17 protein-coding genes and 1 tRNA gene are annotated in these 16734 nt (G+C 44.9%); 3 read left to right on the forward strand and 15 right to left on the reverse strand.

The window, feature by feature from the left end; genetic code table 11:
* Positions 1-42: 42 nt before the first annotated feature.
* The 11 genes from DESRU_RS11130 to DESRU_RS11180 all read right to left on the reverse strand — a co-directional run bounded on the left by DESRU_RS11130 (position 43) and on the right by DESRU_RS11180 (position 10421).
* Positions 43-1050, reverse strand: coding sequence for an NAD-dependent epimerase/dehydratase family protein (locus tag DESRU_RS11130; protein WP_013842208.1), 1008 nt, complete (start codon positions 1048-1050; stop codon positions 43-45).
* A gap of 40 nt (positions 1051-1090) precedes the next feature.
* Positions 1091-1852, reverse strand: a complete 762-nt coding sequence (locus DESRU_RS11135; protein ID WP_013842209.1) for a carotenoid biosynthesis protein — start codon at positions 1850-1852, stop codon at positions 1091-1093.
* A 27-nt stretch (positions 1853-1879) separates the two neighbouring features.
* Positions 1880-2440 (reverse strand): class I SAM-dependent methyltransferase, encoded by a 561-nt coding sequence (locus tag DESRU_RS19880; RefSeq protein ID WP_049786750.1) that lies wholly within the window; start codon positions 2438-2440, stop codon positions 1880-1882.
* A 31-nt stretch (positions 2441-2471) separates the two neighbouring features.
* Entirely contained in the window at positions 2472-3308 is an 837-nt protein-coding gene (locus DESRU_RS11145; RefSeq protein ID WP_143758777.1) for an alpha/beta fold hydrolase, read from the reverse strand.
* Between the two features lie 10 nt (positions 3309-3318).
* Positions 3319-4560 carry a beta-ketoacyl-[acyl-carrier-protein] synthase family protein gene (locus tag DESRU_RS11150; protein ID WP_013842212.1) on the reverse strand — a complete coding sequence of 414 codons (1242 nt, stop codon included), beginning with the start codon at positions 4558-4560 and terminating at the stop codon, positions 3319-3321.
* 24 nt (positions 4561-4584) lie between these two features.
* Positions 4585-5814 carry a beta-ketoacyl-[acyl-carrier-protein] synthase family protein gene (locus DESRU_RS11155; RefSeq protein ID WP_013842213.1) on the reverse strand — a complete coding sequence of 410 codons (1230 nt, stop codon included), beginning with the start codon at positions 5812-5814 and terminating at the stop codon, positions 4585-4587.
* Position 5815: 1 nt separating this feature from the next.
* Positions 5816-6667 (reverse strand): carotenoid biosynthesis protein, encoded by an 852-nt coding sequence (locus DESRU_RS11160; RefSeq protein ID WP_013842214.1) that lies wholly within the window; start codon positions 6665-6667, stop codon positions 5816-5818.
* A 12-nt stretch (positions 6668-6679) separates the two neighbouring features.
* Positions 6680-7855 (reverse strand): ABC transporter permease, encoded by a 1176-nt coding sequence (locus tag DESRU_RS11165; RefSeq protein WP_013842215.1) that lies wholly within the window; start codon positions 7853-7855, stop codon positions 6680-6682.
* Between the two features lie 3 nt (positions 7856-7858).
* Complete coding sequence (locus tag DESRU_RS11170) at positions 7859-8665, reverse strand: ABC transporter ATP-binding protein (protein ID WP_013842216.1); 807 nt, start codon at positions 8663-8665, stop codon at positions 7859-7861.
* A gap of 4 nt (positions 8666-8669) precedes the next feature.
* On the reverse strand, positions 8670-9788 hold the full coding sequence (locus DESRU_RS11175) for an HlyD family secretion protein (RefSeq protein WP_187290564.1): 1119 nt from the start codon (positions 9786-9788) through the stop codon (positions 8670-8672).
* 557 nt (positions 9789-10345) lie between these two features.
* Positions 10346-10421 (reverse strand) — tRNA-Trp (locus DESRU_RS11180).
* A 183-nt stretch (positions 10422-10604) separates the two neighbouring features.
* Here DESRU_RS11180 and DESRU_RS11185 point away from each other — a divergent pair.
* Positions 10605-10790, forward strand: a complete 186-nt coding sequence (locus DESRU_RS11185; protein ID WP_013842218.1) for a hypothetical protein — start codon at positions 10605-10607, stop codon at positions 10788-10790.
* A 42-nt stretch (positions 10791-10832) separates the two neighbouring features.
* On the opposite strand, the gene fusA is transcribed toward DESRU_RS11185, so the two are convergent.
* Positions 10833-12833 (reverse strand): elongation factor G, encoded by a 2001-nt coding sequence (gene fusA / locus DESRU_RS11190; protein ID WP_013842219.1) that lies wholly within the window; start codon positions 12831-12833, stop codon positions 10833-10835.
* Positions 12834-13156: 323 nt separating this feature from the next.
* Between fusA and spoVB the strand changes: the two genes are divergently transcribed.
* Together spoVB and DESRU_RS11200 are read left to right on the forward strand one after the other, a co-directional pair.
* Positions 13157-14710, forward strand: coding sequence for a stage V sporulation protein B (gene spoVB / locus DESRU_RS11195; protein ID WP_013842220.1), 1554 nt, complete (start codon positions 13157-13159; stop codon positions 14708-14710).
* A gap of 275 nt (positions 14711-14985) precedes the next feature.
* The gene (locus tag DESRU_RS11200) at positions 14986-15153 is read left to right on the forward strand and encodes a hypothetical protein (protein WP_013842221.1); all 168 of its coding nucleotides are present in this window, start codon (positions 14986-14988) and stop codon (positions 15151-15153) included.
* A 33-nt stretch (positions 15154-15186) separates the two neighbouring features.
* On the opposite strand, the gene surE is transcribed toward DESRU_RS11200, so the two are convergent.
* The 3 genes from surE to folE are packed head-to-tail and all read right to left on the reverse strand — an operon-like array spanning position 15187 to position 16728.
* Entirely contained in the window at positions 15187-15948 is a 762-nt protein-coding gene (surE, locus tag DESRU_RS11205) for a 5'/3'-nucleotidase SurE (protein ID WP_013842222.1), read from the reverse strand.
* 8 nt (positions 15949-15956) lie between these two features.
* Positions 15957-16124 carry a YpmA family protein gene (locus DESRU_RS11210; protein ID WP_081462073.1) on the reverse strand — a complete coding sequence of 56 codons (168 nt, stop codon included), beginning with the start codon at positions 16122-16124 and terminating at the stop codon, positions 15957-15959.
* Between the two features lie 37 nt (positions 16125-16161).
* The gene (folE, locus tag DESRU_RS11215; protein WP_013842224.1) at positions 16162-16728 is read right to left on the reverse strand and encodes a GTP cyclohydrolase I FolE; all 567 of its coding nucleotides are present in this window, start codon (positions 16726-16728) and stop codon (positions 16162-16164) included.
* Positions 16729-16734: the final 6 nt, after the last annotated feature.

Genomic DNA, 16734 nt, shown 5'->3' on the forward strand with positions numbered 1-16734 from the left:
ACCCTATTCTTTCTTAATTTATCCTTATTCTATAACGCATGGTTATCTATCCTCACCTGCGCGGCCATATTCCGTGGCAAACCACCTCAAGGCCTTGCGGCAGGCATTTTCCAGGGGAGTAAAGGAAATACCCAACTCCTTCCTTGCCTTGCTCACATCATAAAACATTTTCTTCCTCATAAGCTTAACGCCCTCGCTGGCGTATTTCGGCTCGCGGGTGCTGTGTCTAACTCTTTGCTGGGATAACTTTCCCACCAGCAAGGCTGCCCAGTAAGGACATTTCACCTTAATGGTTTTTTTATCACTGACGGTGTCCAGTAAATTATAAAATTGGTATATGCTTAGGTTTTGATTGCCTAAAATATACCGTTCTCCCACTTTCCCCTTTTTCTCCGCCATAAGGTGCCCCAGGGCCACATCTTCCACATCGACAAAGTTCATACCGCCCTCGGCATAAATCAACGGCTTTTTGCTCTTCAAATGGTTGATCACCAGGCTTCCGGAGGGAGACGGTCTAAAGTCATGGGTGCCAATGGGAACGGAAGGGTTTACAATGACCACCGGCAAAGCAAAATTTTTATAAAACTCCATTACTTTGTTTTCAGCCAATACCTTGGATTTTTTGTAATGACTGCTAATATCCCATAAATTAAAAGCTGTTGTTTCATCGGATAAACCCGAGGGATTCTTGCCGATGGTTGCGGCTGAACTGGTGTAAATCAATTTTTCTATACCTAACTCTAAGACTAACCGGCAAATATTTTCTGTTCCCTGCACATTTACAGCATAATTTCTAACGGCCAGACTAGGATTAAAGGTTACAATTCCCGCAGCGTGATAAACGATGCCGCATCCCCTCATGGCCTGTCTTAACCCATCCACATCCAAAATATCACCGGTTACCACTTCAACCTTTGGATGGAAAAGAATATCCAGCTTTCTACGGGAGCTATGCACCAATAGGCGTACATTATATCCGTTCTGCAACAATCGTTTTGCAATATGATATCCTATAAATCCGGTACCCCCCGTTACAAACACCCGCTGCATTCCATCACCTATTTCAAGTTACTGAGTGAACCCATTTTTCCTATCCCCGTCTTGAGCATGCCCTTCTTCTGTAATAAAGCAAGATATACGGGCCCATGCCGAATAAGGAGATAAGAAACAACCCCTCCAGTTCATAGATAAAAGCCGTGAGCATGGCTGAAAACATTAACCAGGCATAGAATATCAGCACATAACCATAACCATTTTTTCCTAAACCATGCTCTCTCTTCTCCATTTTTACGCCAACCCGCTCATATAAAAGGGCGATAGCAAAAGTCATACCTAACCAAAGGAAGTACTGGTCAATGGGGGTATGATAAAAGCTGCCTTCCACTGTGAAACCCCAGTCTTTACGCAACCACATCAAGGGGCAAGCAACCAGCAAATAAGCGCTGCTGATAAAGGAGGCCAATAAGGCTTGCACGGTCCTGTCTATGATTCTGTTTACCTCGCCTACAATCCATTCCGCCAGCATAATACTGTTATATATCAGGGCAAAGAACCAGAAAATAACCGGCAGGGGAAACCCAAACAAGAGCATATGACTGGAAAAAAACATATATCCTTGTCGGTGCAGTCCCCCCAAGAACACAGCCGATACCAAAAATGAGACCAGGAATAACCAGATTGTTTGTTTATACCCCTGGTAGCGGATTCCATGTAAAAAGGAATATGCAATAAAGCTAACCGCAGAAAGAAGATGAACAATCCCCGGGGCCTCCCCCCCTTGCACATTGTAAATCTTCACCAGTAAATGACCGGCTATCCCCACTAAAAGGGGTATTACGATACCATAAGGCAAGCCCGGACCTCCCTGTTCAGCATGTTTTTATTTACACTTTTTATGGGCTCGGTACAGCCCCATGCCAGCAAAATTTCTTCGGTGTAATATAGTAAACTTTTCTGCAACCAGTTGATTTTCAAACTCCTTTAAGCTAAAGCAACTATCCAGGGGATGATGCCAGCGCAGGAAAAAATCCCAAATTTGCAAAAACCTTTTGCAGGGTTCTTGCACGTAAAAATCTCCATCCCTGCGCAAAACCCGGTAGCATTCTTTAATAACCTTTTTCCACTCCGGTACATGATGCAAAATGCCAAAGATGACGATCAAATCCTTACTTTCATCTGCAAAGTGGTTTAAATCTGCGGCGTCCATTTTTAAAAAGGAGGCGTTCTTCAAGCCCCTTTGCCGGGCCAAAGCAATTTGTTCCGGCATTAAATCAATCCCCACATAATCTTTTGGTGAGGAATTGAGCAGCAGGCAAGCCCCGTAACCGGATCCACAGCCAATTTCCAACACTTCTTTCTGCCAGGGATTCAATCCAAAACGTTGAAAAGTTCTCCATTCCAAGTGCTTCTGCACAAACCTTCTGGGCCAGGTATTCATCATTTTAAATTCTCTTATATGCAGCCTCATGGTCTTAACTTACCTTTCTTGCTAATACTTCTGTTAAAAACAGCTCTAACTCTTGGTTAAAGTAATCAGGGTCAAGCAAAGAAAGAAAATGTCCTTTGCGTCCGCTCAATACTGTAAAAGTTGAGTTTTTCATCTGATCATGGATGAACTTGGTATATTTAATGGGGATAAAAGGATCATATTCTGTGGTAATCACTCTGGCGGGGACATCAATTTGGTAAATCTGATTTCTTAGATCAGCATTCAGCATGGGTAAGACATTGTGATTGAATTTTTCTTTAAAGTTTTTTACCGGCAGAAACCTGGGGAGGAAAAAAACCCTTTCTTCTGGGATCGCTATTTTTTTAACCAGCACCTTTTTTACCATGGCATCCGGCAGTATACTAATTAAAAACTTGGCCAAAACCTTTTCCCATTCGGGAATAGGCATATGTACAAAGGCATTGGTGATAAAAAAAGATTGAAACAGCTCCGGTCTCTTTAGGCAGGCAAGCAAGGCGTTGCCGGTGGTAATGCACATGGTTACCACATTTACTTTTTTCAGTTGTAAAATATCCAGTATGGACAAAATATCGTTTGATAGTAAATCCACATTAATTTCTTTGCTTTTGTATTCCCTGGCACTATAGGTGATCACACGATATTTCTTTTCAAAATATTTAATTTGATTGGCGTAAATAAAGTTGGTATTTTCAAACACCGGTGTAAATAAAATGGCTTCCCCTTGGCCCCGATCATAAATATTAACCGTATATTCCTCATCGATTTTGTACCCTTTAAAGCCGGCAATAATCTGCTCTTCCGCTTTATTAAGTTGTTGCTGCTTGCGAAAATCCATCATATCCCCCCCGTTAATCCATTTTTCTAAAGATTACTGCGGAAAAATTACCGCCAAAACTAATCGCATAGCACAGCACGCAACGGATATCCTTTTGTAACTTTTTATTTTTAACATAGTTCCATTGATTTTCATTAATTAATTGCCTGTCATCGCCCTGATTCATGTGGAAAATGTGATTATATTGCATGCATAAATTCCCCAATATCATATCAAAGGCACTGGAAGCGGCCAAAGCGTGGCCCATGATGCACTTATTGGCGGTTATGGGGATATTGCTTAACAATTCCTCTCCAAACACCGACGCCAATATTTCGATTTCCTTTTTATCATTGGATGTGCCTTCCCCATACGCCATAATCAAATCAATGTCTTTCTTTTGAATGTCGTATCGTTTAAATATCTTTTCCAGGCATCTTTTGCCGGCAATAGTTACGTCCTTGTCCATGGTAGAATAACAACCCAGGATTTCCGCATAAATCTTAGCCTTTCTTTTTTGGGCATAGGCATAATTTTCAATCACCAGCATGCCGGAGCCCTCTCCTAAAAAGAATCCTTTGTTTTGCTCTGAAAAAATGTAAGGGTGATGATCCGGCCCCTCTTGGCTCAGCTTGCCCAGTTCAAACAAAGAAGAAAGGCAAAAAGGGGTAATGGGCGCTTCGGAACTACCCACCAGCATCACATCCACATTGTTTGTGTTAATACATTGGACGGCATTAATAATGGTGTCAATGCCGGAAGTATTGCCATTGGGAATGGAATATATTTTCCCTTGCAAACCGTTTAAAATAGAGACTTGTCCCGAAGCAGCGCACTGAAACATGGCAATGGACAGATAGGGACTGATTTTAGGATAACAATGCTTCTGAACATATTGTTTAAATCGCAAAGACTCTCTTTCCGCAAAACCCATGCCGCCAAAGGTAGAACCGATGGAAACACCGATTCTTTGCGCATTTTCTTTGATCTCTTGATCTAATTGAGCCTTTTGAATGGCTTCTTTTGAGGCAATTAACGCATAGGCGATAAAATAATCCATTCTTTTCATCAACTGACTGGGAAAATACTCTTTAACTCTGTTTTTGTCTACTTCATAATATTGGATATCCGGCGGATCCTCCAGGTGATAAGTGGAAAAATTCACCTCACATAACTTGCCATCCGGACGGTTTATTTTGCACCAATTTTCCTCTACCCCAAAGCCCATGGGGGATACCATTCCCATCCCTGTCAGCACTGCTCTGTTTTTCATCATACCATTCTCCATTCCCCAACTATCCTAGGCATATTTTGAAAAAACTAACGAACAATTGACTCCCCCGAATCCAGAGGATATGGACATGGCATGCTTTATCTTCCGGCATTTACATTGGTTCGGCGTATAGTCTAAATCACATTCCGGATCGGGATGATCCAGATTGATTGTGGGGGGAATCATGCCACTATTCACCGATAAAATCACTGTAATAAACTCTAAGGCTCCCGCCGCTCCTAAGGGATGTCCCATGATGGATTTGTTTGAACTGATGGAAACCTGATAGGCGTGTTCTGATAGGGCGTATTTAATGGCCTTGGTTTCGGCTATATCATTCAAAGGCGTAGAGCTGCCGTGGGCATTGATATATCCGATTTCCTCCTTTTCAATGCCCGCATCCATAATGGCTTCCTGTATGACTTCTCCCAGCCTTTCTCCTTCAGGCAAAGGAGCTGTCATATGGTAAGCATTTGAATTGTTGCCATATCCCTTGATTTCTCCATAAATTTTGGCCCCTCTCTGCCTGGCATGCTCCAACTCTTCCAGGATCAATATGCCGGCTCCCTCCGCAGGAACAAAGCCGTCCCTTTCCACGCTAAAGGGGCAAGAAGCCCTTTGCGGGTATTGATTGTTCTTGGCCAAGCCGCCAATCACATCAAAGGAAGCCAATGTTAACGGAGCAATGGGCGCTTCCATACCGCCCACAACTGCAATGTCCATAAACCCTTCTCTTATTTTATGGAAGCCGCAGCCGATGGCGTCGGTACCTGCCGCACATCCGGTGGATATCATGCTGGCATAGCCGGAAAACCCGAACACATTGGCAAACCAGTACAAATTAGACTCCATGACGCAATTTAAATATAAGTTGTGATTCTGAAAGAGCTGTTGCTCATTTAACACCTTTTCTCCGGTTAAGGCACCCCCCACGGTTTGGCCCAGAATAACGCCCCATTCTTCACGGACAATCTGTTCCTCTCGGATTTCTGCGTCCGCTAAAGCCATTTTGGCAGCAGCCAAAGCATATTGAATGGCTAGATCAATGTTTTGCACGTCTCTCCGTTTAAAATACCGTTCAATTTGAAAATCCCGAATTTGGCCCGCCACCTGACACCGGAAGCAATCTGGATCAAATCTTGATATTCTTTCGATTGCGGAAACACCCTTGGTTAAATTTCCCCAGAACTCCGGCACAGTCGTTCCTAAGGGCGAGACGACGCCAATCCCCGTAACCACCACTTTTCTTTGCTTCATCTTAAAACTCCCTATGCATCAGGTTTATACTTCGCCTTGCTTTAAAAGCTGGTTTTTCTTGCTCATAAATCTGGTAGAATCCCATGGCAACAAAGGGGGCCGAGGCAAAGAAACCGACCACCGCCGCACTGGGCACCTGCAAAGAAACCGAACCCACCGAGGCGCTAAAGGCCAACCAAGTGTAGGAAAAGAAAGGCAAATATTTAGCAATGACCGGCGTGTCCTTAAGGCGGGAAACCGGCTGCTGTTTTCGTTCATAAATCCGATAAAGAAAGGTAACGCAGGAGCAGGTGGCGATCCAGATTAAGAAAATAGAAATGGGTGAGCCAAAATAATCTCCCGGGATGCCCCAAGACCAATTGCCCAGGGCAACATTAATGGGATCCTCCATGGTAAACCAAGAGCTGCAGACAATTCCGTCCACTAAGCTTAAAAAAGCAATTCTGCCCAGGGAAGGGCTGACCCCGTCCTGGGGAAAGATCAGGTTTGTGGTAAAGTAAGCGGCGTAAGCCAAGATAAAAAACCACAAAGGTAAAGTAAAGGGAACCCCCCCTATTTTGCCGCCCATCCCCGTAGTATAAATTAAAAATCCAGTGTTCACTTTGATGAGTTCAACGGCAAAGGCTCCAACAAAAGTTATGCCTAGGAATACCAATAAATTTTTTTTACCCAAGGTTAATCCGCTATGGGTTAAACTATAAAAGATCATCAGCACCGAAACATAGATTACCAGGCTAGTTGGCGTAGGAAGCCCCATAAAAGACATGGTCCGTTCAATGATGTGTTCCAGCCAGGAAAGGAAGAAAGCAATGACCATAAGCCGGACCACCAGAGCATTGGCTTTTAATTCCAATCAATTCACCCCTTAATCTAAACTTTTTTTGAATTTACGAATGGCGATGGTTAATAAAACCATGGTGAACATTCCCAACAACAATACATCACTCCATAGATGCTCTAAACCAACCCCTTTTAAGAAAATGCCCCTGGTTATATTAATAAAATAGGTCAGGGGGATAAAATTCGTTATGGCATAAATCGGTAAAGGCATGGCTTCCCTGGGAAATATAAAGCCCGATAGCAGTATACTGGGCAGCAATACGATCAGCGTTAAAAACAATGCCTGCATCTGATTGGAAGCCACCGTGGACAAGAGGATTCCTAAAGCAAGAGAACATACGATGAACAGCAGCCCAATGACTAAAAACAAAGTTAAACTGCCGGCAATGGTGACGTGGAACCAAAACACTGCGAGGATAATCGTAAAGCATAAGTCGATACACCCAACCGCCACATAAGGAAGAAGTTTTCCCAAAATTAGCTCGGCGGATTTTATCGGGGTCACGATTAACTGCTCTATGGTTCCCCGCTCTCTTTCCCGGACCAAGGCAAAGGCGGTCAACAAGGTAGTGATGTTTTGCAATATAAGGCCGATGAGACCGGGTATAATAAAAACTCTACTTTCCATACCCGGGTTATACCAAATCTTGGTATTCATTTGTATGTCCGGCATCCCTCCCGAGGTAGACACGCCCAGGCGTTTTAAGCTTGCTTCTTTTTTCTCCTTGGCATAAACCTCAGAGACCGAAGCTCCGCTGCTTAAAGCGGTTCTCGCCGTGGTAGGCTCAGTGCCGTCAATGATTAACTGGGTTTGGACAGGTCTATTTCTTTTGATATTATCCGTATAGGTTGGGGGAATAATTAATCCCGCCTTTGCTTTGCCATCATCAATCAAGTCAATGAGTTCTTGCTCACTGGCCACATAGTAATTGACTAGAAAATAATTGGAAGCCGTGAACCTCTCGATATATTGACGACTCTCCTGAGTCCTGCTTTGATCAAATACCACAGTGGATAATTGCTCCACATCCGTTGTAGTGGCATAGCTGAACAGAAGCATCCACAAGATAGGCATACTAATGGGGATTCTAAGACTAAAGGGGTCCCTAATAATTTGAATAAACTCCTTTTTGGCAATGGCCAAAAAGCGTTTAAAACTGAATTGATCCTTTTTTAGCAACTTTTCTACCCATTTTTTCATCAATTAATCTACCTTTTTATCTGCTCTTTCATCTGCCTTGGACAAGAATTTTATGGCTGTAAAATCAGGATGTACATTGATACCGGATAATGTCTCCACGTAAGTAATAAAAATGTCTTCAAGATTATCCACCTTTTCTTGCTGTATGAGTTCCTTTGGAGAAGCAATGTTAATCATTTTGCCATCAAAGATAAAGCCCACAATATCACAGCTTGCCGCTTCATCCATATAATGGGTGGTCACCAATACGGTAATCCCCTGCTTGGCCAGTCCATGGATGATCTCCCAAAACACTCTCCTGGCTACCGGATCAACCCCCGCGGTAGGTTCATCCAATATTAACAGCCGGGGTTTGTGAATCAAGGCGCATCCCAAGGCCAGGCGTTGTTTCCAACCGCCGGAAAGATTGCGGGCCAGGCTTTTTTCTTTGCCCTTTAAATTGGCCATATGGATAAGTTCCTCTTTTCTTGCGCTTCTTTCCTGGGCATCCAAGCCATAAACGCCTGCATAAAAGTCTAGATTTTCATTTACCGTTAACTCTTCGTAAAGGCTGAATCTTTGCGACATGTAGCCTAGATTTTGTCGAACCTCTTCGGTTTCGGCGACGATATCTTTTCCCAGGATTAAACCCTTTCCGGAGGTTGGCGTCAGTACACCGCAAAGCATCCGGATGGTTGTTGATTTGCCTGATCCATTGGGTCCCAAAAATCCAAAAACGCTGCCCCTGGGAATTTTAAAGCTGATATTGTCCACCGCTACGAATTCACCAAACTTTTTAGTCAATTGTTCCACTTCAATGGCATATTGCATGTCCTTACTCCTTGATCGGAATGTGCACATTGACAATCATTCCCGGTTTCAATGTACTAATATTGCCGTCCGTTACTTTAACCTTTACCCGGAAGACCGTATTTTCTTTGGCTTTATCTGTCTGCAGATTCTTGGGAGTATATTCCGCCTGGGAAGCAATGAATATAATTTTCCCCTTTATCATTTTGCTTTTTATGGATTTTACTTCCATCCTAATTTCTTGATTTAGCTTCACACTGCCTAAATATTTTTGAGGTACATATACATTGGCCCACAGATCCTTCAGGTCGGAGATGGTTCCAATATTGCCGCCGGCGCCAACCATATCCCCCAGAGCAATGCGCTTGGCTATATAAACGCCCTCTGCGGGAGCCTTTATTTGATACTTAGAGAAGGTGAGCCGGGCCTGCTCTGCCATTGCCTGAGCCTGTTTGAGATCCGCTTCCGCCGCTTTAACGGCCTCTTCGGTGGCTCCATTTTTCAGTAGCTCCAATTGAGCCAAGGCTTGTTCATAATTAGCCTGCGCAGCTTCAACGGATTGCCTGCTCAGCCCGTTTTTGGTTAAAACCGCTTGTCGCTGGGCAAATTCCAAGTTTTCTTTCTTGATCGTCAGTTGATATTCTGCCGTATCCAGTTGACGCTTGGCTGCCAGGAATTCATCCTCGGAAATCGCCTGCGCCTCTTTTAGTTTTTCCAGCTTTGTATATTTATCCAGCAGATATTCATAATCCGCCTTAGCGATTTCCATGGCTGCCCGGGCTGTCTGTTCGGCATCGTCCACCTTTTTTTCCTCAATGTTACTGGCGGCTTTTTGTTTGTCCAACTGGGCCTTGGCTTCTTTCGTCAGTGCCTCGGCTTGCTTAATTTGTTCAGCCCGATTTCCCTTTTTTAACTCAGCAAAGGCTGCCTCTTTTATTTCCGTCATGGCCTGGTATTGCTCCATCACCAGTTCCTGGTTGGAGGCATCCACCTCCGCCAGCACATCCCCTTCCTTGAGCAAATCGCCTTCTTCCTTGAGGATCTTAATAATCTTCCCGGGTACTTCCGCATTGACATCAATTTGTGTGGATTCCACCGTGCCCGTAAGAGTTAAAGTATTTCCACAGCCAACGGTCCCCAACAAAAGCAAAACCAAAGAGAAAAAGAATCCCATTCTTTTACCCTTTGGTGTGTTTTTTGATAGCCATTCCCACATCGATTTTTCATCCCCCAACCAGATAATATCCTCTAATTTTTTAGCATTTTTTCCCTATTTCGTCATAAACTAATGATAATGATTATGATTATCATTGTCAATGCTTTTTTATAAACAAAATTATAGGTATTATCTATTTTATGTTTAATAAATCGACAAAATATTACATTATGACTTTAAAGTTTATATTTAAAAGTTAATTATCAAATAAATATTGATTATATTAAATCATTCTAAAGATATTAGATAAGCAAGATTGCCCTAACTCTTTGGGAATGGAGGAATAATTTTAAACCCCATATTAAAAGCCGTGACCCTTGGCAAATCACCGATTCTGGAACCAAATGTTTAGTTCTTATGAGGATTTTGAGTTCTCATGGAATGTGACGTGTATTGTGGTTCAATAGTTTCTAAAGCATGTTCTTGACCTATAAACACAAAAAATTAGAGGCTGTGGAAAAATTCCACAACCTCTAATTTTAGCTTGGCGGGGGCAGAAGGACTTGAACCCTCAACCAACGGTTTTGGAGACCGCTACTCTACCAATTGAGCTATACCCCCGTATTCGTTTGGCCTGACGCAAGAATTAGTATAACAGAGAGCCATTTATTAGTCAACACCGATCTACAAAGTGTTATTGGTCTTTGTTATTCTTTCCTAGTATATTGCATCTAGTTTTGCTCAAAATAGAACTATCTACTCACAAATTATTTTTGCAAAATTGTATTAGAAAGGTTGGTGACCATGGGGCATTTTTTTAAATTTAATCCCGGCCAGTATCACCAGGAATCCGCAGAGGAAATTCAACCGGAAATAAAATCGAAAAAGGCTCCTGATTTAACGGCCCCTCAGGAATGGGCCGGTTGTGAAATTGAACATGAGATGGCCGGCTTTGCCAAGCGCAATAAGAATACACGGCCGTCGGATTAAAATATAAAACAGGAGTCCCGGCGGGAACTCCTGTTTTTTGTTCTATTTGGCTTCTTTTTCTTCCTTGGCTTTCTTAATGACCATTTCCGCTTCCCGGCCGGAGAATTCTTCATAGCTGGAGAATTCCATGGTGAAGGAACCGCGGCCCTGGGTCATGGATTTAAGGTCGATGGCGTAGCGGTACATTTCCGATAAAGGCACCTGGGCGCGGATTTTTACCAGTCTGCCCAGGGGCTCTGTACCCAGCACCCGGCCCCGCTTGGTATTGAAATCGCTGATAATGTCTCCCATAAAGTTTTCCGGAACCGTAACCTCAACATTTTGAATAGGTTCCAGCAGTACGGGGCTGGCTTGGTCGCAACCCTTCTTAAAGGCCAGATGAGCGGCAATTTTAAAAGCCATTTCAGAGGAATCCACCGGGTGGTAGGAGCCGTCATACAAAGTAGCCTTCAGACCGGTTACAGGGAATCCCAGCACCCCTTCCTCCAGCGCTTCCCGCAGGCCTTTTTCTACGGCCGGGAAGTAGTTTCTGGGTACGGCGCCGCCAAATACTTCTTCGCCAAATACAAAATGCTCCTCTGTGGGTTCAAAACGAATCCAAACATGGCCGTATTGCCCCCGGCCGCCGGATTGTTTCTTGTGTTTGCCTTCCACTTCAACCTTTTTGCGGATGGTTTCCCGGTAAGGCACCTTGGCCTCCTCCAGTACAACGTCCACACCGTATTTCTTTTTCAGGCGCTCCACCATAATCTGAGTTTGCGCCTCACCCATGGTGATCAGCAAGGTTTGCTTGGTTTCGGTATTTTTCTGCACCTTCACCGTGGGATCTTCATCGGTTAATTTTAACAGCGCGTCTCCCAGTTTATCCTCGTCGTTCTTACTCTTGGGAACCACCGCGGTGGTCAGGGTGGGGGCCGGGAATGAAATGCCCTCTAATTCCACGGGCTTATCTTTATCCGCCAGGGTGTCTCCGGTACCGGTATCCTGAAGTTTAACCAGTACGGCCAGATCCCCGCAAGGAACGGTATCCGTCTGCACGGTGCTTTTCCCCCGTACATAGAGGATTTGACCAATCTTTTCCGGCTTATCCTTTTTCACATTGACAACCGGTGTATCGCTCTTAAATTGACCCCGGAAGACTCTTATAAAATTCATCTTGCCAACATAGGGGTCGGCGATGGTTTTAAATACCAGGGCAGCCATGGGCCCTTCCTCGACCTGGGGAGCCGGGGCGTAATAAGCCAGGAAATCCAGGATTTGAGCGGCACCAATGTTTTTAGTAGCGGAGCAAGCCAGCACCGGAACCACTTTGCCGGTGGCGATGCTTTTGCGAAAACCGTCTTTAATTTCCTCAGGGGTCAGTTCTTCGCCCTCCAGGTATTTCATGGTGAGCTCGTCGTCCCCTTCTGCGGCCGCTTCAATTAGGGATTCCCGGTAGGTTTCAACCGCATCCTCCAGATCACCGGGCACCGGGATCTCTTTGCCCTTACCGTCGCCGCTAAAGGCCTTGCGGTCCATCACGCTCACTATGCCGCTAAAGTCGTTAAAGGAACCGATGGGAATCTGTACGGGAACAAAATTTGCCCCAAATTTCTCTTTGAGATTATCAAGAACTTTATCAAAGTTCGCATTTTCACGATCCATTTTATTAATAATCACGATCTTGGGCAGCCCTTCGGCCATTTCCCAGATCACTTCATGTTGAACTTGAACGCCGTCCACTGCAGAAACGGCAAATAAAGCTGCATCAGCTACCCGGAGAGCGCCTTTTACTTCACCAATAAAATCTGAAAAGCCCGGAGTATCCAGTAAATTAATTTTTGTGTTATTCCATTCAACCGGCACCAGGCTGGTGTGAATGGTCATTTTACGGGCTGTTTCTTCTGGATGATAATCAGAGGTTGTCGTTCCGTCTTCTACTCGTCCCAGGCGGGAAAGAGTTCCAGTGTTAAATAACATGGCTTCCACCAGGGAAGTTTTTCCGGAACCGCCGTGGGCCACCACTGCAACGTTGCGGAGTTGGCTAGACTGGTAGTTTTTCAAAATTCAGGCCTCCTTTGTAAATAATGGTTTCCCCGATCAACTAATTCTATACCTTCAACCAAATCCTGGGCAAATTGGCATAAAAGTACCCCTTTTCAGGGGTAGCTTTTTACCCGCTAACAAGCCCAGAAATCAAGGTCAAGGGAATTAAAATTATGTAAATGTTTCTACATATTTTAAGCAAATCCTCTTAATTTACTAAAAATTGAGTTTTTATTTTTGTCCCCTTCCTTTTTCTTTGCAAGGCTCATACAAGCCCCTGTCCATACATAAAAATAGGTAGTGAGCCACCGGCTTGGCCAATACACGAAAGGAAAATGGACATGTCTCGACAATCTTTTGTTTACGGGGCTTTAATTCTTTTAACAGCCAGCTTTATTAACCGGGTCATCGGTTTTATCTACCAGATGATTATGATCCGCTTGATCAAACCGGAAGGCATCGGACTCTTCAACATGGTCTTCCCAGTTTATATTCTCATGCTGGTACTGGCTAGCCTGGGCATTCCGGTTGCCATTTCCAAACTGGTGGCCGAGGAAATTGCCAAAAAAAATTACCGGGGAGCCCACCGGATCTTCCGCATCTGTCTATTCTTTTTAATTAGCTCCAGCCTTTTACTTACGGCTCTGCTGGTAGTAGGATCCCCTCTTTTACTGAAATATGTTTTTCCCAATCCCAAGGTCTATTATATTTTTCTTTGCTTAATTCCCGGTGTATTTCTGGTTTCCATCTGTTCCGCTTTTCGCGGTTATTTTCAGGGGCTGCAGCAAATGGCTCCCACGGCCATTACCCAAACCCTGGAACAGTTAATGCGTGTGTCGGCCGGCCTCTGCATTGCTTATTTTCTGCTGCCCCGGGGAATTGAATATGCGGCCATTGGTCTCTCTCTGGGGGTTGTCATCGGGGAATTAACCGGCTGCCTCACCATGCTTTATTTTTATTTTAAAGGACGCTCTCAAATCAACCGGACTTCCGGCAGCCTGCCGGAGCCCTTTCAGCAGTCCTGCTCCCGGATTTTTAACCTGGGTATTCCGGTCACCCTGTCCCGCTTTGTCAGCACCCTGCTTATGTCGGCGGACGCGGTGATTATCCCCCAGCGCCTCCAGGCAGCGGGCCTCAGTTTAACGGAAGCAACTTCGGTTTTTGGATTGTTGATCGGCGTGGCGGAAACCCTGTTATTTACCCCTACCATGATTACCATTGCTCTGGCCACCGCTCTGATACCGGCTATCTCGGACGCTTTAGCCTTGGAAAACCGCCAGTTGGTGAGAAACAGAACCTCCGTGGCCGTGCGCATTACCTGCGGAGTGGGTCTACCCTGTGCCGTGGCTTTTTTCCTGTTGCCCCAGGAAATGTGCGGTGTTTTATTTGGTTACAAGGAAGCGGGCAAAATTCTCTGGGTCTTGGCCATTGGCGGTCCCTTTCTCTATTTCCAGCAGACCACCACCGGCATTCTGCAGGGCATGGGAGAAGCCATGCGTCCTTTTAAAAACTTAATGTTGGCATCGGTTTTTAAAATATTCGGTCTTTATTATCTAACTTCTATACCCAAACTGGGTATTCTGGGTTCCTGTCTGGCTCTGAATCTTTGTTATATTTTGATGGCCTTGTTAAATTATTATGATTTGAAAAAACTGATCGGCTATCAAATCAACCTGTCCCACGATATTATCAAACCGCTTTTGGCATCCGGCGGCATGGGCCTGGTTATTTGGCAAATTAAAATTTTTCTTTTGCCCTATTCTTCCCTTTTAACTTTAATCGTTTCTTTAATTGCCGGCGGCTTTGTTTATCTGCTCCTTTTATTTTTGCTGGGCGGTATTCACCGGAAAGATTTTCTGCGCATTAAAGGCGCTTTGGGAGATCGCTTCTTTTAGCTAAAGGCCAGCAATTTTTTTAAAAATAAATTCATGGTTTTAGCACCAGATTCTTAGTAAAATAATTTGTTTGTTTTTGCAGCATACTAGCCATAGAAAAAGGAAATAATATTTGTTTGTTTTAAATGGATTTTCTGGATAAAGCCTGGCAAAAGGAATGGATTTTTTCACCTGTCGGAAAAAAATCGGTCTGGAGCGTCCATCACGGGATAAAACCGGGCAGATGGTATTCCGATGTGAAAGACAATTTTAAAATTTTAAAAGGAGGAATAACAATGGCACGTGACAAGGTGATGAACTGGAAAATGAAACACTATGCTGCCAATGCCCAGGGAGTAGAAGGATTAATCCTGGGGGAACACAGTGATTACGGCAATCTTACTTCCCGCCAGTGCGGTAATTTTGTGAAGATCGCCCTGGCCAAGGCCAATGAACTGGTATAAAAAAGCCCTCTGTTGCAGAGAGCTTCATAACTTTTATTTGGCCGGCAGCCAGCCGGCCATTTTTTTGCGATAAGAGTAATCGGTTAAATCCAAGTGCAGCGGCGTAATAGAAACATAGCCGTTGTTTACGGCTGCAGCATCGGTTTCCAAATCGTCCTCGTCCAGGTTGTGAGGCTCTCCGGCCATCCAAAAATAAATTTTCCCCCGGGGATCCACCCGTTTGTCAAAAACATTAATGTAGCGCCGACGGGCCAAGCGAGTAACTTGAATGCCTTTGCCGTCATAATTCAAGGGGACATTGATATTCAGCAATATGCCTGGTTCCAAGGGGTTGGCCATTACTTTGGGCACAAATTCTTTCATAAATTCCGCCGCCACCGTATAATCTAAGTTTTCCCAGGCTGCCAGCGAAACCGCAATGGCAGGTACGTGGTTAATTACTCCTTCAAAGGCGGCGGAAACCGTTCCGGAATACAAAACATCGGTGCCTAAATTAGGCCCCAGGTTAATGCCGGACACAACCAGATCCGGCGGGGCTTCCAGTAAAGATTCCAGCCCCAGTTTGACACAATCCGCCGGCGTGCCGTCCACCACCCAGCCTTTGGCCTGGCCGGATTTAAACCGGTGTACCTTGGCCCGGATGGGACGGGTCACGGTAATGCCATGTCCACAGGCGCTTCGTTCCCGGTCCGGCGCCACCACGTAGACTTCGTCCGCCACCATTTCCATGGCCTTTCTGAGAGCAGCAATGCCGTCGGCATAAATGCCGTCATCATTAGAAATTAAAACGCGCATAGGTCCTCCTAGGTTTCATAAATGGATAGGGTCATCTGACCCTTCTCATCCTTGGTTAAACCAAAGATGACCTGCTTATCCTTCAGGGTTTTGTTTAAAAAATCCACTACTTTGTACATTTCCCCATAGGGAGCAAATTTCTTGGCAGCCACCAGTTCCAATTTCCCTGATGTCATTTTCTTTTCCACAGGGTTCCCTCCATCAAACAAACCATCATTCACTTTTCAAAATTAAACTCATGGCCTCCGCTCTGGAAGCTTCATTCTTCTGGAATATTCCCCGTACGGCGGAAGTCACGGTATGGGCTCCGGGAGCCCGTACGCCCCGCATGGACATGCAGAGGTGCTCCGCCTGAACCACAACCGCCACGCCGTAGGGCCGCAGCTCTTCCATAACGGCGTCGGCAATCTGCTTGGTCAGCCTTTCCTGTAACTGCGGACGCCGGGCATATCCTTCCACCAGCCGGGCCAGTTTGGAAAGTCCCGTTACATTGCCATGTCTGGGAATGTAACAAACATGGGCTTTACCGATAAAGGGGATTAAATGATGCTCACAAACACTGTACAGGGGAATATCCTTCACCAGCACCATTTCCTCATGTTCTTCGGAAAAGGTTTTGCCTAGATGCTCCCGGGGATCTTGAGACAGCCCGGCAAAAATTTCTTCGTACATCCTGGCTACCCGGGCCGGTGTTTCCAACAGCCCTTCCCGGTCCGGGTCTTCCCCAATGGCCTCAAGAATCATCCGAACGGCTTGCTCTATTTTCGGTTTATCAAACATGGTTGT

The organism is Desulforamulus ruminis DSM 2154, from assembly GCF_000215085.1.
GTDB lineage: Bacteria > Bacillota > Desulfotomaculia > Desulfotomaculales > Desulfotomaculaceae > Desulfotomaculum > Desulfotomaculum ruminis.